The sequence below is a fragment of the Nocardioides sp. T2.26MG-1 genome, assembly GCF_950101795.1.
Lineage (GTDB): Bacteria > Actinomycetota > Actinomycetes > Propionibacteriales > Nocardioidaceae > Nocardioides.
On the sequence record NZ_CATNLZ010000009.1, the window covers coordinates 93,890 to 113,578 of the forward strand.

At 73.4% G+C, this 19,689-nt stretch carries 16 protein-coding genes; 4 read left to right on the forward strand and 12 right to left on the reverse strand.

Annotated features, from left to right (window positions below):
* Window positions 1–138: 138 nt before the first annotated feature.
* The 6 genes from QQZ14_RS09065 to QQZ14_RS09090 form a co-directional block, all read right to left on the reverse strand.
* A complete protein-coding gene (locus QQZ14_RS09065; protein WP_284533933.1) occupies window positions 139–3,546 on the reverse strand; it encodes an error-prone DNA polymerase in 3,408 nt (1,135 codons plus the stop codon).
* 21 nt (window positions 3,547–3,567) lie between these two features.
* Complete coding sequence (locus QQZ14_RS09070) at window positions 3,568–5,121, reverse strand: DNA polymerase Y family protein (protein WP_284533934.1); 1,554 nt, start codon at window positions 5,119–5,121, stop codon at window positions 3,568–3,570.
* Window positions 5,122–5,124: 3 nt separating this feature from the next.
* Entirely contained in the window at window positions 5,125–5,823 is a 699-nt protein-coding gene (locus tag QQZ14_RS09075) for a hypothetical protein (RefSeq protein WP_284533936.1), read from the reverse strand.
* A gap of 96 nt (window positions 5,824–5,919) precedes the next feature.
* Complete coding sequence (locus tag QQZ14_RS09080; RefSeq protein WP_284533937.1) at window positions 5,920–7,761, reverse strand: AMP-dependent synthetase/ligase; 1,842 nt, start codon at window positions 7,759–7,761, stop codon at window positions 5,920–5,922.
* 107 nt (window positions 7,762–7,868) lie between these two features.
* Window positions 7,869–8,522, reverse strand: coding sequence for an MOSC domain-containing protein (locus tag QQZ14_RS09085; RefSeq protein ID WP_284533938.1), 654 nt, complete (start codon window positions 8,520–8,522; stop codon window positions 7,869–7,871).
* A 17-nt stretch (window positions 8,523–8,539) separates the two neighbouring features.
* Window positions 8,540–9,430: an aminoglycoside phosphotransferase family protein gene (locus QQZ14_RS09090; RefSeq protein ID WP_284533939.1), complete on the reverse strand. Its 891-nt coding sequence runs from the start codon at window positions 9,428–9,430 to the stop codon at window positions 8,540–8,542.
* Between the two features lie 79 nt (window positions 9,431–9,509).
* Here QQZ14_RS09090 and QQZ14_RS09095 point away from each other — a divergent pair, with 79 nt between their 5' ends.
* Window positions 9,510–9,959 (forward strand): hypothetical protein, encoded by a 450-nt coding sequence (locus QQZ14_RS09095; RefSeq protein WP_284533940.1) that lies wholly within the window; start codon window positions 9,510–9,512, stop codon window positions 9,957–9,959.
* The gene (locus QQZ14_RS09100; RefSeq protein ID WP_284533941.1) at window positions 9,956–10,270 is read left to right on the forward strand and encodes a transcriptional regulator; all 315 of its coding nucleotides are present in this window, start codon (window positions 9,956–9,958) and stop codon (window positions 10,268–10,270) included. The genes QQZ14_RS09095 and QQZ14_RS09100 overlap by 4 nt, the downstream gene beginning before the upstream one ends.
* On the opposite strand, the gene QQZ14_RS09105 is transcribed toward QQZ14_RS09100, so the two are convergent.
* From QQZ14_RS09105 to QQZ14_RS09120, 4 genes are read right to left on the reverse strand one after another with little or no spacing between them, the layout of a single operon-like run.
* Window positions 10,260–10,769, reverse strand: a complete 510-nt coding sequence (locus tag QQZ14_RS09105) for a GNAT family N-acetyltransferase (protein ID WP_284533942.1) — start codon at window positions 10,767–10,769, stop codon at window positions 10,260–10,262. The genes QQZ14_RS09100 and QQZ14_RS09105 overlap by 11 nt on opposite strands.
* The gene (gene lepA, locus QQZ14_RS09110) at window positions 10,766–12,673 is read right to left on the reverse strand and encodes a translation elongation factor 4 (RefSeq protein ID WP_284533943.1); all 1,908 of its coding nucleotides are present in this window, start codon (window positions 12,671–12,673) and stop codon (window positions 10,766–10,768) included. Before lepA ends, QQZ14_RS09105 begins: the two co-directional genes overlap by 4 nt.
* 25 nt (window positions 12,674–12,698) lie before the next feature.
* Complete coding sequence (locus QQZ14_RS09115) at window positions 12,699–13,127, reverse strand: VOC family protein (protein ID WP_284533944.1); 429 nt, start codon at window positions 13,125–13,127, stop codon at window positions 12,699–12,701.
* Between the two features lie 23 nt (window positions 13,128–13,150).
* Window positions 13,151–14,875, reverse strand: coding sequence for a thiamine pyrophosphate-dependent enzyme (locus QQZ14_RS09120; protein ID WP_284533945.1), 1,725 nt, complete (start codon window positions 14,873–14,875; stop codon window positions 13,151–13,153).
* 73 nt (window positions 14,876–14,948) lie between these two features.
* On the opposite strand from QQZ14_RS09120, the gene QQZ14_RS09125 reads away from it, so the two are divergent.
* Window positions 14,949–15,905, forward strand: coding sequence for a phosphotransferase family protein (locus tag QQZ14_RS09125; RefSeq protein WP_284533946.1), 957 nt, complete (start codon window positions 14,949–14,951; stop codon window positions 15,903–15,905).
* Between the two features lie 101 nt (window positions 15,906–16,006).
* On the forward strand, window positions 16,007–16,267 hold the full coding sequence (rpsT, locus tag QQZ14_RS09130) for a 30S ribosomal protein S20 (protein ID WP_284533947.1): 261 nt from the start codon (window positions 16,007–16,009) through the stop codon (window positions 16,265–16,267).
* 67 nt (window positions 16,268–16,334) lie between these two features.
* Here the strand turns inward: rpsT and holA are convergent, their stop codons facing one another.
* Complete coding sequence (holA, locus tag QQZ14_RS09135; RefSeq protein ID WP_284533948.1) at window positions 16,335–17,327, reverse strand: DNA polymerase III subunit delta; 993 nt, start codon at window positions 17,325–17,327, stop codon at window positions 16,335–16,337.
* A gap of 44 nt (window positions 17,328–17,371) precedes the next feature.
* Window positions 17,372–19,639, reverse strand: a complete 2,268-nt coding sequence (locus QQZ14_RS09140) for a ComEC/Rec2 family competence protein (RefSeq protein WP_284533949.1) — start codon at window positions 19,637–19,639, stop codon at window positions 17,372–17,374.
* Window positions 19,640–19,689: the final 50 nt, after the last annotated feature.

Consider the following 19,689-nt stretch of genomic DNA (forward strand, 5'->3'; position numbering starts at 1 on the left):
GTGACTTCCGACGGTTGAGTCGTGAGTTGTGACGGTCGAGTCGGGAGTTGTCGCCAGCCGGCCCGCCGGAACTCCCGACTCGACGCGCGGAAGTCCCGACTCGACGTGCAGAACTCCCGACTCGACGTTGGGGGTGGATCAGTGGAAGTCGCGGGAGCGGTGGCGGGCGCGGAGGGCCTGGCCGGCCTCGGGATAGACGTCCTCGATCGGGGCGAGCCGGTCCGCGACCAGGTTGGTCACGCCGTCCTGGCGCTCGAGGATGCCGCGGATCACCATGCCGGCGGCACTGGAGGCGGTGGCGCGGTAGCGGCGCCACACCCCGACCGTGCAGACCACGTTGAGCATGCCGGTCTCGTCCTCGAGGTTGAGGAACGTGACCCCGCCGGCGGTGCCCGGCCGCTGACGGTGGGTGACCAGCCCGGCGACGTGGACCCGGCGGTTCGGCTCGCCGGCAAAGCAGTCGGCCACCGACCTGATCCCTCCGGTGCGCAGCAGGTCGCGCAGGTGCTCGAACGGGTGCCCGCCAGGCGTGATCCCGGTGGCCCAGAGGTCCGCCATGGTGACCTCGACGTCCGCCATCTCGGGCAGCATCGGCGCCGGGCCGGCGACCCGGATGCCCTCGAGGTGCTCCTCGCTCTCGGTCCAGCCGGCGTTCCACAGCGCCTGGCGCCGGGTGAGGCCGGTCCCCTCGAACACCCCGGCGGTGGCCAGCGCCTCCAGCTGCCGCGCGTCCAGCCCGGCCCGCCGGGACAGGTCGACCTGGTCGGCGAACGGCCGCTCCGCGCGCGCGGCGACGATCCGCCCGGCCACCTCGGAGCTGATGCCGTGCACCGCGTCCAGCCCGAGTCGTACGGCGTAGCGCGCGTCCCGCCGGTGTGCCGGGGTCGGGTCGGGGGTGCCGTCGACCCACTCGACCCGTTCGGGGTGGTCGGCCAGGCACGCGTCGAGCCCACCCGGCCCACCGGCGTCCCCCGAGAGCTCGAGGTCGGCGGTCGCCGCGGAGCGCGCCAGGTCGGGGCGCAGCACCTCGACGCCGTGCCGGCGGGCGTCGTGGACCAGCGACTGCGGGGAGTAGAACCCCATCGGCTGGGCACGCAGCAGCGCCGCGAGGAACGCCCCGGGGTAGTGCAGCTTGCACCACGAGCTGGCGTAGACGAGCTTGGCGAACGACAGCGCGTGGCTCTCGGCGAAGCCGAAGTTCGCGAACGACAGGATCTTCAGGTAGATCGCGTCGGCCTCCTCGCCGACCAGTCCCTTGCGGGCCATGCCGGCGTAGAGCTTGTCCTTGATGCTCTCGATCCGCTCGATGCCGCGCTTGGAGCCCATCGCCCGGCGCAGCAGGTCGGCCTCGTCGCGGGTGCAGTCGCCGAGCACCCGCGCCATGTCCATCAGCTGCTCCTGGAACAGCGGCACCCCCTTGGTGCGCTCGAGCACCGGCACCAGCGACGGGTGGGCGTAGTCGACCTCCTCACGGCCGGTGGCGCGGCGGATGTAGGGGTGCACCGCACCGCCCTGGATCGGGCCGGGCCGGATCAGCGCGATCTCGATCGCCAGGTCGTAGAACTCCCGGGGCCGCAGCCGCGGCAGCGTGCCGATCTGGGCGCGGCTCTCGACCTGGAAGACGCCGACCGAGTCGGCCCGGCAGAGCATGTCGTAGACCGCCGGCTCCTCCTTGGGGATCGTGCTCAGCTCCCAGTGCTCGCCGAGGTGCTGCTCGACGATCCGCATCATGTGGTCGAGCGCGCTGAGCATCCCCAGCCCGAGCAGGTCGAACTTCACCAGCCCCATGAACTCGCAGCCGTCCTTGTCCCACTGCAGCACGGTCCGCTTGTCCATCCGGGCCCGCTCGATCGGCACCACCTCGCCGATCGGCCGCTCGGTGAGCACCATCCCGCCGGAGTGGATGCCGAGGTGCCGCGGGGCGCCGAGGAAGCCGTTGGCGAGCTCGACGACGGCGGCCGGTACGTCGTGCTCGCCGCCGTCACGCGACGCCACGGTCGTCCACGACGTGACCTGCTTTGACCAGGCGTCCTGCTGGCCCGGCGAGTGCCCGAGCGCCTTGGCCGCGTCGCGGACCGCCATCTTGGGGCGGTAGCCGACGACGTTGGCGACCTGCGCGGCGTTGTGCCGGCCGTAGCGGTCGTAGACCCACTGGATCACCTCCTCGCGCCGGTCGGAGTCGAAGTCGACGTCGATGTCGGGCTCCTCGTCGCGATGCTGGGAGATGAAACGCTCGAATGGCAGCCGGTAGAAGACCGGGTCGATCGCGGTGATGCCGAGCGCGTAGCAGACCGCCGAGCTCGCGGCCGAGCCGCGACCCTGGCAGAGGATCCCCTGCGAGCGGGCGAACGCCACGATGTCGTGGACGATCACGAAGTAGCCGGCGAAGTCCTTCTCCTCGATGACCGTCAGCTCGTGCTCGACGGTCTGGCGAGCCTGCTCCTCGAGCGGCCCGCCGGCGTAGCGCAGGGCGAACCCCTGCTCGGTCAGCTCGCGCAGCCAGCTGGCGGGCGTGTGCCCGGCGGGGATGCCGTCCTTGGGTAGCCGCGGGGTGGCCTTCTGCAGGTCGAAGGCGATCTCGTCGGCGATCTCGACGCTGCGCGCGACGGCGCCCGGATAGCGCGCGAACCGGCGCGCCATCTCCTCCCCCGACCGCAGGCAGGCCATCCCGGACGCCGGCAGCCAGCCGTCCATCTCGGCGAGGCTGCGCCGGGCGCGCACCGCCGCCATCGCGTCGGCGAGGCGGTGCTGCTCGGGGCGCGCGTGGTGGACGTTGTTGGTCGCGACCACCGGCAGTCCGTGGTCGGCGGCCAGCCGCGCGAGCAGGTCGTTGTGGGCGGAGTCGGTGGGGAAACCGTGGTCGGTGAGCTCCACCACGACGTGCTCGTGGCCGAACAGCGCGGTCAGCCGGTCGAGCTCGGCCGCGGCCGCGGCCGGACCACGCTCCAGCAAAGCGCGGCGTACGGCGCCCTTGCGGCAGCCGGTCAGCACCAGCCAGTGTCCGCGTCCGCGCTCGGCGAGCTCGGCCATGTCGTAGACCGGGCGGCCCTTCTCGTCCCCGCGCAGCTGGGCGTCGGTGATCGCAGCGGCCAGCCGGTGGTAGCCCTCCACGCCGCGGGCCAGCACCAGCAGGTGGCTGCCCTCGGGGTCGGCGACGCCGTTCTGCGGCTTGGTCAGGCCCAGGGAGAGCTCGGCGCCGTAGATCGTCTGCAGCCCCGCGGCCGCGTGCAGCTGGGCGGTCTCGGCGAACAGTGGCGCGCCGTAGAACCCGTCGTGGTCGGTGATCGCCAGCCCGTGCAGGCCGAGCCGGATCGCTTCGAGCACCAGGTGGTCGGGCCCGCTGGCCCCGTCGAGGAAGCTGAAGTTGGAGTGCGCGTGCAGCTCGGCGTACGGCGTCACCGGGCCGGCCGGCCGCTCCACGTCGACACGGGTGCGCTTGCGCTTGCGGGTCGAGATCGGCGCCTCGGGGTCCTGGGGCGTGTTGACCCGCCCGGAGAGCCGCTTCTCCAGCTCGCCCCAGGAGATCGGGGGGTTGCTCCAGCCCATCAGCGGGCCCCGCTCGCGACGTCAGTCATAGACGGCCTCGGTCCACCACACGCCCTCGTCGCAGGTCAGCAGCCAGGCGCGGCCGTCGACGCCGACGACCTGGAAGCGGGCGACTCGGCGGGGCCGCTCCTCCCACCACAGCTCCTCGACCGGCCACGGGCCGGCCCAGGCGGCGACCGGCTGCCACCCGGAGCCGGGGTCGGAGCGGAACCGCTCCGGCGCACAGGTGACCGCGCCCCGCTCGTCGACGGCGACCGGGCGACCGGCGGCCCCGATGACCTCGGCGGACCACGGGGTCGACAGCACCCGCGACGGCGCGGGCGGCGGGATGCTCCCCGGCCAGGGGGGACCCACCGGACGCAGCCCCGCCGGCCGCTCCCCCCACGGCACCAGCGCCTGGCGAGCGGCGGGACTCCGACCGCCCTGGAGCACCGGGCGCACCACGGCCTCGTGGCCGAGCATCCCCTGCACCCGGGCGATGCCACGCTCGACGCGCTCGTCGGTGTTGCCCCACAGCGCGTCGGCGTGCACGGCGTCGGGCACCACGGTCACCGGCTCGAGAACCACCCGGTCGACCGGCGCGCGCACCTCGCCCGCCCGGCTCGGCCCATTTCTCATGGCACCTTGGAGCTGCCAGTGCAGCCGGTCGACCAGGTCGGCGGCGCTGAACCACCGCGGATGGAGCCAGACCCGCGAGCTGGCCGGCTCGGTCTGCCCCTCGCACCGGGCCGCGATCCGCACCTCGGTGCACACCAGCTGCTGGCGGGCGAGCCCGGCCACGAACCGGTCGGCGGTCTGCCGGACGCTGAAGCTGATCGTCTCGGCGGAGTCGAGCGGCGGCTCGAAGTCGACGTGGCAGGCGAGCTCGGGCGGCGGGGTGCGGGTCGCGAGCAGCACCCCGCCGTCGCCGCCGACCACGCGGTGCACCCACGCCACCTGCGCACCGAACCGGTCGCGGACGTCGCTCGCGCGCAGGTCGGCCAGGTCCGCGAGCGTGCGCAGCCCGAGGCGGCGCATCAGGCTCACCGCGTCGCGGCCGTCGGGGAGGTCCTCGATCGCCTCGACGGGCAGCCCGCGCAGGAACGGCACCGACTCCCCCGGCTCGATGACGTGGCAGTCCTGGGGCTCGGCCCGCCGGGCGGCCTGCTCGGCGGTGAACAGCTCGTCGGCGACCCCGATCCGGCAGTCCCACACCCCGAGGCCGACCAGCCGCTCGGCGAGCAGTGCCGCGGCGGCCGGCTCCCCGCCGTAGAACCGGCCCGGCGCCCGCAGCGCCAGCAGCCCGGGCCGCAGCGGGGCGACCCCGGGGCGGAGCTCCTCGACCGCGGCCAGCACCGGCTCGAACGCCCGGGTGTCGCGGTCGGGGACCGCGGCGCAGACCTTGAGCTCGGGGCAGCGCGACTGCGCGTCGCGGCGGCGCATCCCGCGGCGTACGCCGAAGGCCCGGGCGCCGGCGTTGCACGCCTGCACGATGTTGGCGGAGAACACCGCCGCCGGCAGGTGGGTCGGCAGCCCCTCGTCGGCCAGCGCGGCGACCACCGGCCAGTCCGGGCACCACACGACCATCACGCGCATGCCCTAGCTCGCCTCCTCCACGACGCGCGCGGGAGCGACCGCCGGCTCGGCCCGGCAGTAGGTCTGGTCCTCGGCGGGGAACCACAGGGCGCCCCGGCGCGGCGGTGCGGTCCCGCGCTGTGCCTCGACCAGCAGCCGCCGCGACCGTAGGTGACCGTCGCCGCGGCCGACCCCGGTCCAGGCCGGCTCGCGGGTGGTCAGCCGTACCTCGCAGCGCGGCCAGTCACCCGGGGTCGCCTCCTGGGCGACCAGCGCGACCGAGCGCTTGCGGAGCCGGGCGGCCAGCTTGCCGGCGACCTGCTCGGGGACCCGGCCGGGCGGGCGGACCACCACCAGCGTGACGACGTCGACGAGCGCGGCGGTGACCTCGATCCACTGGTCCCCGGGCTCGGGCACCAGCACGGTGCGGTCCAGGTCGATGCCGAGCGCGCTCGCCGCCTCCGCCCCGAAGTCGCCCACCCCCACGACCGCGCACCAGCTGCCCGTCGCGGACGGGCCGGCCATCAGCGCGAGCGCCAGGCTCGCGCTGTCGACGGCATAGCTGCTCCCGGCCCGCAGCTGGACCAGCCCGGCCAGCGCCGGGTGGGTCTCCAGCGCCCGCCCGGGCACCCCGTCGTGCATGCGCGCCATCCGGCTGCGCAGCTGCGCGATCGTGTCAGCGGCGGTGTCCGCCGTGCTCGCGGTGCTGGTCGGGGTGCCCACACCCCATCATCGAACATGTGTTCGAGCGAGTCAATCGGCGGGTTTGCGGGTTTCGGCTGCCAACAGCCGAAACCCTCACGACACCCACCCGCAGCGTCAGCCGCCGTACAGCGAGTCGATGAGCTCCTTGTTGTTCTTCTCCACGATGTTGCGCTTGACCTTCATCGAGGGGGTCAGCTCGCCGGACTCGATGGTGAGGTCGTGGTCGAGCAGCTGCCACTTCTTGATGGTCTCCCAGCGGTTGAGGCGGGAGTTGAGCTCGTCGACGTACTCCCCGACCATCTTGTGCACCGCGTCGGAGCTGACGATCTCGGTGTACGACGCGCCCACCATGCCGTTCTCCTCCGCCCAGCCGGCCATCGCGTCGGGGTCGAGGGTGATCAGCGCGACCACGTAGTTGCGCTCGTTGCCGAACACCAGGAACTGGCTCGCGTAGGGGCAGACCGCCTTGAACTTCGACTCGATCGCGGACGGCGCGACGTACTTGCCGCCGGAGGTCTTGAACAGGTCCTTGATCCGGCCGGTGATCGTGAGGAAGCCGTCGGCGTCGAGGCTGCCCTTGTCGCCGGTGTGCAGCCAGCCGTCCTCGGTGAGCGTCGCCGCGGTCTCCTCGGGGAGGTTGTGGTAGCCGGCCATGATGTGCGGGCCGCGCAGCATGACCTCGTCGTTCTCCCCGATCTTGACCTCGGCGCCCGGCAGCGCGGGACCGACGGTGCCGATCTTGTAGCTGGCCGGGTGGTTGACCGTGGCGCCGGCGGCGTTCTCGGTCATGCCGTAGCCCTCGAGGATGAGGATGCCGGCGGCGTGGAACCACTCGGCGATCTCGGCGTTGAGCGCCGCGGAGCCCGAGATGAAGAACCGGACCCGGCCACCGAAGCGCTCGCGGACCTTGCTGAACACCAGCTTGTCGAACAGCCCGTGCTGGAGCTTGAGCGGCAGCGGGACCGACTTGCCCTCGCGCTTGAGCCGGTCGACCTTGAGCCCGACGTCGAAGGCCTTCTTGAAGATCTTCTCCTTGACCCCGCCCTCGGCGGCCTGCATGGTGACGATCCGGCCGTGCGCCTTCTCGAAGATGCGGGGCGCGGCGCCCATGAACGTCGGCTTCACGACGCCGAGGTTGTCGACGATCCTCTCGACCCGGCCGTCGATCGCGGTGGCGAACCCGCACGCGAGCTGCGCCGAGAGCAGCACCTTGCCGAACGAGTGCGCCATCGGCAGCCACAGGAACTGCAGGTCGTCCTCGTGGAGGATGTCCTGCACCTGGATCGCGGTGCCCTCGTAGACCCACGCCTTGTGCAGCAGCCGGACGCCCTTGGGCCGGCCGGTGGTGCCGGACGTGTAGATCAGGGTCGCGAGCTGGTCGGGCGCGATCGCGCGGGCGGTCTCCTCGACGATCCCCGGGTGCTCGGCGAGGTAGTCCTCGCCCAGCTTGGCCAGGTCGTCGAGCCCGATGATCCAGTCGCCGTCGGTCGTGCCGTCGAAGGTGACGATCTTGGCCAGGTGCGGCAGCTCGTTGCGGTGCTCCTTGAGCTTGGCGATCTGCTCGTCGTCCTCGGCGAAGACGACGCGGCACTCGGAGTCGCTGAGGATGTACGCCGTGTCCTCGGCGTTGGTCGACGGGTAGACCGTGGTCGTGGCGCCGCCGGCGCACATCACCGCCAGGTCGGCGAGGATCCACTCGTAGCGGGTGCCGGCGGCGATGCCGACCCGCTGCTCGGACTGGATCCCGAGTGCGAGCAGGCCGGCCGCGAGCTTCTCCACCAGGTCGCCCGCCTGCCGCCAGGTGACCGACTCCCATGCCTCCCCCCGGGGGTAGCGGAACGCCTCACGCTCCGCGGAGGCGGCGACGCGGTCGAGGAACTGGAGCGCGAAGTTCTGGGTCAGGTCGTCGACGAAGCCGGCGTCGTAGTGGGGGGCGCTGCTGGCCTGGGCGGTCATGGAACACTCCTGCGGTACGGCCGAGGGAACGGGGTTGCGGAGTAACCTAGATCACTTGTCGAACTGGCGGGTAGCAAGCCCCCCATCGTGGACTCCCCGGATGGCCGTCAGGCCCGCGTGGCGTGCTTCTCGACCTTCGCGCGCGCCTCGGCCACGAGGCCCTCGACCCGCAGCAGCTCGGGCAGCAGATCCGCCTCCGTGGTCAGCGCGCGGTACATGGTCGTGACCGTCACGCCGTGACCGGGCCGGTGGACCACGGCGATCTCGTCGCCGGCGCCGATCTCGCCCTCGACGAGCACCCGCAGGTAGGGCCCCGGCCGGCCGATCGCGCCGAATCGCTTCACCCAGGCCCGGTTGTCGTAGCCGCCCACCCGCATCCAGCCCTTGAAGTCGTTGCACGGGATGCGCACGCTCGCGACCTCGAACACCGCGGACCCGATGGCCCAGCGCTCGCCCACCTCGGCCTCGTTGACGTCGATGCCGCGGGTGGTGAGGTTCTCGGCGAACATGCCGTCGCGGATCTCCCGGCCGAGCTCGTCGGCCCACCAGTCGAGGTCCTCGCGCGCGAAGACGTAGACCGCCTGGTCGACACCGCCGTGGTGCTTGACGTCGCCGACCTGGTCGCCGTCGAGGCCGAGCGTGCGCACGGCTACCCGGCCGGCGACCGGCCGCTTGTCCATGCCCGAGTGCCCGAGGTTGGCGTACGGCGCGTCGCGGTCGAGACCGACGTTGACGGAGTGCAAGGTGGCCACGGGCGCCATCCTCCCAGTCCCGAGGCCTATTCCTGAACCGATTTCGCGACCGTCACGCACCGGGTGGCCCAGGCGGGGTCGCCGGGCCGCCACATCGCGTTGACGACCATCCGGAACACCACCCAGTCGCGGGCGCGGTCCTCGTCGAGCCCGGCGACGTCGACCAGCGTGTGGAACCGCAGCCGGATCCCGTCGCGCACGCTGCGGGGGGCGGCGACCAGCTCGTCCCACCGGTTCCAGAGCATGGGAGCGACCTCGTAGTGCGGGTCCCCACTGAGCGGCTTGGGGTCGATCGCCAGCCACGGCCCCCGGTCGGCGGCGAGCACGTTCGCGTAGTGCAGGTCGGTGTGCAGCAGCCGCCCGTCGGTGGCGGCGTCGGTCGCGAACGCGCGCCCGAGCGAGACGGCCTGCTCGACGAGCCGGCGCGGGACCGGCGCCTCCCGGGGCAGCGCCGCGAGCTCGTCGCTCCAGCGGGCCACGCACGACGACAGGGTCACCAGCTGGGGCGGCGCCGGCACGTGCAGCCGCCCGTACAGCGCGCCGACCACCTCGCACGCGTCGACGTCCCAGAGGTCGCCGAGGTCCTCGGGGTGCAGCCGCTCCAGCAGCAGCGCGTACCGGTGCGGGTCGGCGCGGAGCAGCTCGACGGCGCCCGCACCGTGCCAGCGCTGGAGCGCGACGTGCTCGAGCTCGGCCTCCCAGTGCGGCCAGCTCACCTTCAGCACCGCGGGACGGCCTCCGGCGGTGCGCACCGGCAGCACCAGCGCGCACTCGCCGTGCGTCGGTGCTCCGTCGGCGGTGAGCCGCCACTCGTCGAGCAGCTCTCGCGCCATCACCGGCAGCCGGTCGAGGAACGCCGTCCACTCCGGCCCGCGCGCGGCGTACGCCGAGAACGTCTCGGGGACCTGGACCCTCACTCCCCCATCCCACCAGACGGGCGATGCGGCCCGGTCCAGATCACTTGCCGACCTGGAAAGCATTCGATAGGTTTCCATCATGGAAAGTGAAGAGATCCGGCGGGCCCTGCACGAGGCCGACCGGGCAGAGGCGGCCGCCTGGACCGACTACCCGCCGACCCCGCGCTGGTACCCGCCCGCGACGGGACTGTGGGCCGCGGGACTGACCCTGGTGTTCGGAGGTCTCGACGGCAGTGCCCGCGCCCTCGCGCTGCTCGCCCTGGTCGTCGTGGAGGTCGGGTTCATCCGGTGGTACACCGGCTACCGGGGCGGGATGTGGCCGACCGGGCGGCCGCCGCGCGAGTTCCGGCCCGCGATCGCCTGGCTCCTCGGAGCCCTGGCGGTCGTCGTCGCCGCCGCGCTCGCGTCGGCGACGGTCAGCCTCGGAGCCGCCGCGCTCCTCGTCGCCGTCGCGGTCACGCTGCTGGTCGCGCGCTACGAGCGGGCCTACGCCGACGCTGCGCGGCGGGCCCGCGAGCGCCTGTCGTGACCGAGTCCGCGTCGGTGCCGGCCTCCGCACTCGAGGGCCTCGACCCGGTGCTCACGGCCCCGAAGCGGCTCGCGGCCATGGCGCTGCTGAGCCGCTCCGCGGCCGCCGACTTCGCGGCGCTGCGCGAGCACCTCGGCGTCAGCGAGTCCGATCTGTCCAAGCAGATGTCCGCGCTGGCCGCCGCCGGCTACGTCAGCGCCCGCAAGAGCGGGCACGGACGCGGCAGCACCACGACCTACCAGTCGACCCGCGAGGGCCGGAGGGCCTACGCCCGGCACCGTGCCGCGCTGGAGGCGATCCTCAAGGGCTGAGCGTGCTGCGGATCCAGTGGTCCGGAGCCAGGTCGGGCTTGCCCGGCACCGGCTCCTCGGTCTCCACCCAGGCGTCGTCCCACAGCTCGGCGGCCACCCGGCGCCAGAACGCCGCGGCTGCGTGGTTGTCGTGCTGGAACGGCACCGTCCAGGTGCCGGGGTGGCGTGCGACCACGGCGCGGGCGAACCACCGGCCCACGCCGCCCCGCCGGGCCGCGGGCACCACGAAGAACGCCTGCATGGTGCAGGTGCCGGTCCCGACGCCGCGGACCGTCGCGAACGCGACCGGGGCGTCCTCGCCGGTGTTGGGGTGCGGCTGCCACACGAGGTAGCCGGCGCCGTCGGGTCGCGGGTACTCGTCGAGCCAGGCGTGCTGGTAGCGGCCGTCAGCGTACGGGAACCCGCCCACGACCGTCCCGAGGTCGTGGCGGAAGTCCTGCCACAGCCAGGCGACGATCCCCCACTCGTCGTCGGCGACCGGCCGGACGGCGGGGCTCACTTCTTGGACTTCTCCCCGGTGGGCGCGTTGGAGAGCGCGGCGATGAAGGCCTCCGGCGGCACCTCGACGGTGCCGATGTTCTTCATCCGCTTCTTGCCGGCCTTCTGCTTCTCCAGCAGCTTGCGCTTGCGGCTGATGTCGCCGCCGTAGCACTTGGCGAGCACGTCCTTGCGGATCGCCCGGATGTTCTCGCGGGCGATCACCCGGGCGCCGATGGCGGCCTGGATCGGCACCTCGAACTGCTGCCGCGGGATCAGCTCCTTGAGCTTGCCGGCCATCATCACGCCGTAGGAGTACGCCGCCTCGCGGTGCACGATCGCGGAGAACGCGTCCACCGGCTCGCCCTGCAGCAGGACGTCGACCTTGACCAGGTCGGCGGCCTGCTCGCCGGAGCGCTCGTAGTCGAGCGAGGCGTAGCCCTTGGTGCGCGACTTGAGCTGGTCGAAGAAGTCGAAGACGATCTCGCCCATCGGCAGCGTGTAGCGCATCTCCACGCGGTCCTCGGAGAGGTAGTCCATGCCGCCGAGCGTGCCGCGCTTGGTCTGGCACAGCTCCATGATCGTGCCGATGTAGTCGCTGGGGCTCAGGATCGTGGCCTTGACGACGGGCTCGCGGATCTCGGCGATCTTGCCGTCGGGGAACTCGCTGGGGTTCGTCACCTCGATCTCGGAGCCGTCCTCCATCACCACGTGGTAGACGACGTTGGGCGCGGTCGAGATCAGGTCGAGGCCGAACTCGCGCTCGAGCCGGTCGCGGGTGATCTCCATGTGCAGCAGCCCGAGGAAGCCACAGCGGAAGCCGAAGCCCAGCGCGCCGGAGGTCTCCGGCTCGTAGGTGAGCGCAGCGTCGTTGAGCTGGAGCTTCTCCAGCGCCTCGCGCAGGTCGCCGAACTGGTCGCCGTCGATCGGGTAGAGCCCGGCGTAGACCATCGGGTTGGGGTGCTTGTAGCCGCCGAGCGCCTCGGTGGCGCCGTGGTGGAGGGTCGTGACGGTGTCGCCGACCCGCGACTGGCGCACGTCCTTCACGCCGGTGATCAGGTAGCCGACCTCGCCCACCCCGAGCTCGCCGGCCTTGACCTGCTCGGGGCTGATCACGCCGACCTCGAGCATCTCGTGGGTGGCGCCGGTGGACATCATCTTGATCCGGTCGCGGTGGTTGAGCTTGCCGTCGACGACCCGGACGTAGGTGATCACGCCGCGGTAGGTGTCGTAGACCGAGTCGAAGATCAGCGCGCGGGCGGGCTTGTCGGCGTCCCCCACGGGGGCGGGCGTCTGCTTGACGATCTCGTTGAGCAGCCCGGCGACGCCGTCGCCGGTCTTGGCGCTGACCCGCAGCACGTCCTCGGGCTCGCAGCCGACCAGGCCGGCGAGCTCGGCGGCGTACTTCTCGGGGTTGGCGCCCGGCAGGTCGATCTTGTTCAGCACCGGCACGATGTGGAGGTCGGCGCCCATCGCGAGGTAGAGGTTGGCCAGCGTCTGCGCCTCGATGCCCTGGGCGGCGTCGACCAGCAGCACCGCGGCCTCGCAGGCCTCCAGCGACCGGGAGACCTCGTAGGTGAAGTCGACGTGTCCGGGCGTGTCGATCATGTTGAGCACGTAGGTGCCCGGCTCGGCGCCCTCGGCGTTGTCGGCCGGCACGGTCCACGGCATCCGGACCGCCTGGCTCTTGATCGTGATGCCGCGCTCGCGCTCGATGTCCATCCGGTCGAGGTACTGCGCCCGGGCGCTGCGCTCGTCGACCACACCGGTCAGCTGGAGCATCCGGTCGGCGAGCGTCGACTTGCCGTGGTCGATGTGCGCGATGATGCAGAAGTTCCGGATGATCGCGGGATCGGTGTAGCCGGGAGGCGGAGCGGGGTTCGCGGACACAGGTGACTCTCGTCGAGCGGGCGGGGACGCCGCCATTGTTCCATTCGGCGCCCCGATTCCCTCACTCCGCGCTCGCTGCGCCCTCCACGTCCTCCGCCTCGAACCCGATGAGCCAGTGCAGACCGTGCCGGTCGACGACCTGGCCGTCCGAGGCTCCCCACGGCCGGGTCTGCAGGTCGTCCACGACCCGACCGCCGGCCGAGAGCCGCGCGAACCAGTCGCGCATCGTGGCGGGCGCCGTCGTGCCGAGCAGGGAGAGCATCAGGCCCTCGCACCGGACCGGCTGCTCGTCCCCGGCCACGTCCGCGCCCGAGATCGCGACCGGGCCGCCGACCACCATGCCGTGGGCGACGGCGTCACCGGGGCCGTCGTCCCGGCCGAACTCCGCGAAGGTGTTCAGCTGGGCGGTTCCTCCGAACACCTCGGCGTAGAAGGCGAGAGCCTCGCGCGCCGTGCCCGGGAAGTGGATGTAGGGAGTCGGGGCGGTCATGGGCCCATGCTAGGACCCGGCCGTCACTCCACGCTCTCGACGAACTCCTTGGTCTTGGCGATCGCGAAGCCCCAGCCCTGCTCCAGCGTCGGCTTGGGCGGTACGGCGATCTCCGAGGGGTTGGTGAGCACGTCGAGCAGCACCGGCCCCGGGTGGGCGAGCGCCTCGCGGACGGCGTCGTCGACCGCGCGCGGGTCGTCCACCCGGATGCCGCGCAGCCCGATCGCCCCCGCCACGCGCGCGAAGTCGGGGTTGTCCAGCGTGGTGCCGTAGGCCGGGAGCCCCACCTGCTCCATCTCGAGGCGCACCATGCCGAGGCTGCCGTTGTCGAAGACCACGAGCTTGACCGGCAGGTCGTGGGTGACCGCGGTGATCAGGTCACCGAGCAGCATCGAGACCCCGCCGTCGCCGCAGAACGCGACGACCTGCCGCGACCGGTCCAGCGCCTGGGCGCCCAGGGCCTGGGGCATCGCGTTGGCCATCGAGCCGAGGTTGTAGGAGCCGAGCAGCCGGCGGCCGCCGGACATCCGCACGAACCGGGCCAGCCAGGTGGTGGCCATCCCGGTGTCGGAGGTGAAGACCGCGTCGGCGGCCGCGTGCCGGTCGAGGGCAGCCGCCAGCAGCTCCGGTCGCACCCGGCCGTCGGGGTTCTCGACCTTGCGGCGCAGCAGCCCGCGCGGCTTGCTCTCGTAGCCGGGGTCCGTCAGGTGGGCCTGCCGCTCGCACCACGCGTCGTACGACGAGCGTGCCTCCTCCAGCAGCGACCGGTCGGCCTTGGCCTCGAGCAGCGGCAGCAGCGCGTCCAGGGCGAGCCCGGCGTCGCCGACCACCGCGTGGTCGACCGGATGGCGGCGCCCGATGTGGGACCCGTCGGCGTCGACCTGCACCACGACCTTGCCGTCGGGGTAGAACGCCTTGTAGGGGAAGTCGGTGCCGAGCATGAGCAGCAGGTCGCAGCCGTCGAACGCGACCGCGCTGGCGTGGTTGCCGAGCAGGCCGGACTGGCCGACCTCGAACGGGTTGTCGCCGTCGAAGGCCTCCTTGCCCTTGAGCGTGACGACCATCGGCGCCCCCAGCCGGTCCGCCAGCTCCAGCACCTGCGCCCGGGCCCGCCCCGCGCCGTGGCCGACGAGCAGTGCGACCCGGCCCGCGGCGTTGATCGCGGCGGCGGCCGCGGCCACCGACTCCGCCGCGGGCGCGGTGGATGGCTGGTCGGTCACGAACCTCGGCACCGGCGTGTGCTTGGGCAGCTCCAGGTCCCCGACGTCGCCGGGGAGGGTCAGCACGGCGACCCCACGCTGCTGGAGCGCGGCGTTGCCGGCCTGCTCGAGCAGGGCCGCGAACTGCTCGGCCGTGCTCACGGTCGCGTTGAACACCGCGACGTCGGCGAACAGCACGTCGTTGTCGACCTCCTGGAAGAAGTCGGTGCCGATCTCCTCGCGCGGCACCTGGCCGCAGATCGCGAGCACCGGGGCGTGCGACTTCTTCGCGTCGTACAGGCCGTTGAGCAGGTGGATCGCGCCCGGGCCCACGGTGCCCATGCACACGCCCAGGCGGCCCGTCAGCTGCGCCTGGGCGCCCGCGGCGAACGCACCCGCCTCCTCGTGGCGGACCCCGACCCAGTCGACCCGCTCCTCGCGACGGATCGCATCGGTGACGGGGTTCAGCGCATCGCCCACCACGCCCCACACCTGGGTGACGCCGTGGTCGGCGAGGGAGGCGATCAGCAGCTCGGCAACGGTGGTCATGGGCGAGCGGTACCCGTGCCGGTCCGGGGCAATCGGTGCGTGGGCTGTGTCCGGCGTGGTCGAGAATGGGCGGGTGAGCGCCGTACGCCGTCCGACGACCATCCCGCACGGGCGGACCGCTCGCCGGCTGGAGTGGCCCCACCTGCCGCGGCACGTGCGCGCGCTGGTCGAGGAGCGGTGCGGCTCCCCCGTCGTCGGCGCGGACTCGCAGGGCGCCGGCTTCACCCCGGGCTTCGCGTCCGTGCTGACCTGCGCGGACGGCTCGCGGCACTTCGTGAAGGCCGCCTCGCAGAAGGCGCAGCGGCCGTTCGCCGACGCCTACCGCGAGGAGGCCCGCAAGCTGGCCGCGCTCCCCGAGGACGCGCCCGCACCGCGGCTGCTGTGGGTCCACGACTCCGACGACCCCGACGGCTGGGTGGTGCTCGGCATCGAGCACGTGCCCTCCCGCCAGCCGGGGCGCCCGTGGCGCGAGGACGACCTCGCGGCCTGTCTGGCGATGACCGAGCGGATGGCGGAGGCCCTCACCCCGGTGCCGGCGGACCTGGTGGTCGACGACTTCGCCACCGAGTTCGCCGACTGGCCGGCCTTCTGGGACCACGTGCACCGCGAGCACGCCGACCGGGCCGCGGCGCTCGCCGCGCGGTTCACCGACGTCGCCGCCGGGTCGACGCTCGTGCACACCGACATCCGCGACGACAACCTGATGCTCGCCGAGGACGGCCGGGTGCTCCTGTGCGACTGGAACTGGCCGGTCGCGGGCGCGGCGTGGCTGGACACGCTGCTCCTGCTCATCGGGCCCCGGGGCGACGGCCTGGACGTCGAGGCGGTGCTGGCCGGCTCGGCGCTGACCCGCGACCTCGACCCCGAGGCGGTCGACATCGTGCTGGCGCTGGTCACCGGCTACTTCCTGCGCTCGGCGCAGCTGCCGGCCCCGCCGACCTCGCCGCACATGCGCGAGGCCCAGCGATGGCAGGGCGAGGTGTGCTGGGAGTGGCTGTGCGAGCGGCGCGGGTGGGATTTGGGGCGCTGAGCGCTCCGCTGCTAACCTTGTCCGTCGCGTGTCCGGCTGTCCGCACGCCGATGCGCACTCCTGACATCAGACCCTGACCACACCGACGAGAAGGCTGCTCCGTGGCGAACATCAAGTCCCAGATCAAGCGCAACAAGCAGAACGAGAAGCGCCACGAGCGCAACAAGTCCGTCAAGACGGGCCTGAAGTCTGCTGTGCGCAAGTTCCGCGAGGCCGCCGAGGCCGGCGACAAGGACAACGCCGTCAAGCTCGGCCGCGACGCCGCCCGCAAGCTCGACAAGGCCGCCTCCAAGGGCGTCATCCACAAGAACCAGGCCGCGAACCGCAAGTCCGCGATCGCCAAGAAGGCCGCCTCTCTCTGAGCTCTTCCACGTTGACCCGCCCGAGACTTTCGGGCGGGTCATCGTCGTATTCGGGCTCGCGGGGCGGTCAGCGGGGGTCGCGGAGCGCGGTGACGGTCAGCACCAGCCGCTCGAGCGTGTACGACGGGTCGCTGGCCGCGCCCTTGATGTCGGCGTCGGCCTGGGCGATCGCCCGGATCGCGCGGGCGATGCCGCCGTCGGACCAGCCGCGCGACTGGTCCCGGATCGTGCGCAGCTTCCACGGCGGCACGCCCACCTCGCGGGCCAGGTCGGCCTCGCGCATGCCGCGCGGCGCGGACTTGTAGCGGGCCACCCCGCGGGCCCCGCCGGCGAAGGCCGAGGTCACCAGCACCGGCGCCGTGCCGCCGTCGAGCGCCCAGCGCAGCTCCTCGAGGGCCGCGGTGCGCCGCCCCCAGAAGGCGGCGTCGGCGACCGCGAACGACTTCGCCTCGGCCCGGCCGCCGAAGTACTGCTTGACCTTCTCGATGCTCAGCGGCTGGCCCGGGAAGTCGTTGGTCAATTGGCTGGCCGCCGCCGAGAGCGAGCGGAGGTCCTGGCCGACCGCCTGCACGAGGAAGTCGGCGGCCTCCTGGTCGATGGTCGCCCCGTGGCCGCGCACCTCGTTGACCACGAAGGAGGGATACTCCGAGGGCCGCAGCTCACCGGACTTGGACTCGGTCACGGTCTCGAGCTTGCGGAGCTTGGTGAGGGTGCCGCTGCCCTTGACGCCGCCACCGTGGACCAGCACCAGCGCGACATCCTCGGACGGCGCCCCGGCGTAGGCCAGCAGTCCCTCGACCGACTCGTCGGGGAGGTTCTCGAGGCCGCGGACCACCACGCACCGGATGCTGGAGAACAGCGAGGGCGCGGCGAGCTCGCCGAGCGTGGCCAGCGAGAGGTCACCCGCGGCGCACTCGGAGACCTCGGCCTCGGGATCGTGGGCGCGGACCGCCGCCCGCACCGCGACGACCGTGCGCTCGTTGAGGAACTCCTCCTTGCCGGTCACCAGCGTGACCCGGCCGAGGACGTCTGCCGCGCGCGGCTGGGAGGGACCTGACATGGTGCGGCAAGCCTGCCACAGCCCGGCGACACCGCGACGACCGGTCAGCGGGTCTCGACGAGCAGCTCGCCGCCGCGCTCGACGACCGCGATGTCACCGTCGAGGTCGGTGCGCAGCACCCGGGTGCCCGCCGCCTCCAGAGGCGCCAGGGTCTCGGTCGCGGGGTGCCCGTAGTCGTTGTCGGCGCCGACCGACACCAGCGCCGCCCGAGCGCCGAGCGACAGCAGCCAGTCCTCGTCCTGGTAGCGGCTGCCGTGGTGGGGCACCTTGAGCACGTCGACCCGCAGACCGGGCAGCGCCCGGGCCAGCGCGGCCTGCCCCTCCGGCTCGACGTCGCCGCTGAGCAGCAGCCGCATCCCCCGCACCTCGACCAGCAGCACCACGCTCGCCTCGTTGGCCGTGCTCCCGTCTCCCGGCCCGGTCGTCGGGGAGTCGGCCGGCGGCCACAGCACCTGGAACGTCACCTCGCCGACCTGCCGGGTGGCGGCGTACGGCGCGGGCCCGGGCGTCAGGCCGGCACCGCCGGCCACCGCCGCGACGTCCCGGACACCCTGGGGCGGGTCGAGCAGGCGGGTCGTCTCCACCGCGCCGACGGTGCGGCCGTCGAGCACCCCCGGCAGCCCGTCGACGTGATCGGCGTGGAAGTGGGTGAGCACGACGAGGGGCACGGTCTCGACCTCGAGACGGTCGAGGCACGCGTCGACCAGGCCCGGCTCCGGCCCGGCGTCGATCACCATCGCCGCGTGTGGCCCGGTGTTCAGCACCAGCGCATCACCCTGACCGACGTCGCACGCGACCAGCACCCAGCCCGCCGGGGGCCAGCCCGGGGTCGGCAGCCGCACCAGCACGCTCGTGAGCAGCAGCACGCAGCACCCGAGCCCGGTCGACCGCCGGCGCAGCAGCATCGGGCCGGCCAGCGCGACCGCCGCCACCACCAGGGTCAGCACCACCAGCGCCACCGCGCCGGTGCCCCACCCGACGGCCGCCGCGGGCAGCGCGGCGCCGCGCCGCGCGACCAGCACCAGCCACGCGACGCACCACGCCGCCAGGGTGCCGAGGAGGCGACCCGCGCCCTCCCAGACCAGCCCCACCAGCCCGCCGCCGAGCCCGAGCACCGTCGCCGGGCCGACCACGGGAGCGGCCGCGAGGTTGGCGACGACCGCGACCAGGCTGACCTGCCCGGAGATCGCGGCCACCACGGGCGTGCAGGCGAGCTGCGCGGCCGACGGCACGGCGACCGCCTCGGCCGCCCACCGCGGCAGCCAACGAGCCAGCGCGTCCCGCCAGCCGGGTGCGAGCAGCAGGATGCCGGCGGTGGCGAGCACCGAGAGCGAGAACCCGATCGACGCGGCGAGGCCGGGCTGCACCAGCAGCAGCACCAGCACGGCCACCCCGAGCGCCCGCGAGCCGCGCTCGCGCCCCTCGGGGCCCATCGCGAACAGTGCGACCGCACCCATCACGGCGGCCCTCAGCACGCTCGGCTCGGTGCGCGCCAGCAGCACGAACCCGACGATCCCGAGCGCGCCGACGGCGTAGAGGGCCCGGCCGCGCACCCCGCACCAGCGCGCCAGCAGGAGCAGGAACCCGACGACCAGGGTCAGGTTGGTGCCCGAGACCGCGAGCAGGTGGGTCAGCCCGGTGGTGCGGAAGTCGTCGGCGAGCGCGTCGTCGACGCCGGCGTCGTCGCCGTCGACCAGCGCCGGGACGAGCGCCCGCTGCGTGTCGGGCCGGTGGGCGACAGAGTGCCGGATCGACGCCCGGACCGCCGCGGCGGCGTCCCACCAGAGGTCGGGGTCGTCGACCACGACGGGCGGTCCGCGAGCGCCGAGGACCGCGGCGAGGTCGTCTCCGTCGGCGTCGGAGAGCCGGCCGGACCCGCTCACGGTCGCCCCGAGCGGCAGGCCGGCCCAGTCGTCGTCGCCCATCACCAGCACCGGCGCCGCGAGCGCGTACGTCGTCCCCCGGCCGGTGACCTCCCGCACGTCGAGGCGCACCAGCACCAGGTCGCCGAAGCGGCCCTCGGTGCGCCGCGGGTCCGCGGTCACCGTGCCGACCACCCGCACCGCGGCGCCCTCCGCGGCCAGCCGCGCCACCGGGCTGCGGGCGACCTGCTCGAGCCGGAACGTCGTGACCGCGCCGACCGCGACCAGCACCACGACGACCGCGCCGGTGGTGCGCACCGCACCCCCGCCCCGATGCCGGGCCGGCCGCCAGGCCAGGAGCCCGGCTGCGGCCACGGCGACCAGCACCCACCAGCCGATCGCCCGGGCCGTGAGCGCGCCGCCCCACGCGGCGCCACCCAGCAGCAGCATCCGCAGGTCGGGTGGGCGGGATCGGGACCGGCCGGCCCTCGCTCAGACCG

Coding starts and splice junctions, on each gene's coding strand:
- QQZ14_RS09065 (WP_284533933.1), bottom strand. CDS start 3,546: ATGGGCTGGAGCAACCCCCCGATCTCCTGGGGCGAGCTGGAGAAGCGG.
- QQZ14_RS09070 (WP_284533934.1), bottom strand. CDS start 5,121: ATGCGCGTGATGGTCGTGTGGTGCCCGGACTGGCCGGTGGTCGCCGCG.
- QQZ14_RS09080 (WP_284533937.1), bottom strand. CDS start 7,761: ATGACCGCCCAGGCCAGCAGCGCCCCCCACTACGACGCCGGCTTCGTC.
- QQZ14_RS09085 (WP_284533938.1), bottom strand. CDS start 8,522: ATGGCGCCCGTGGCCACCTTGCACTCCGTCAACGTCGGTCTCGACCGC.
- QQZ14_RS09095 (WP_284533940.1), top strand. CDS start 9,510: ATGGAAAGTGAAGAGATCCGGCGGGCCCTGCACGAGGCCGACCGGGCA.
- lepA (WP_284533943.1), bottom strand. CDS start 12,673: ATGGCGGCGTCCCCGCCCGCTCGACGAGAGTCACCTGTGTCCGCGAAC.
- QQZ14_RS09115 (WP_284533944.1), bottom strand. CDS start 13,127: ATGACCGCCCCGACTCCCTACATCCACTTCCCGGGCACGGCGCGCGAG.
- QQZ14_RS09120 (WP_284533945.1), bottom strand. CDS start 14,875: ATGACCACCGTTGCCGAGCTGCTGATCGCCTCCCTCGCCGACCACGGC.
- holA (WP_284533948.1), bottom strand. CDS start 17,327: ATGTCAGGTCCCTCCCAGCCGCGCGCGGCAGACGTCCTCGGCCGGGTC.
- QQZ14_RS09140 (WP_284533949.1), bottom strand. CDS start 19,639: ATGCTGCTGCTGGGTGGCGCCGCGTGGGGCGGCGCGCTCACGGCCCGG.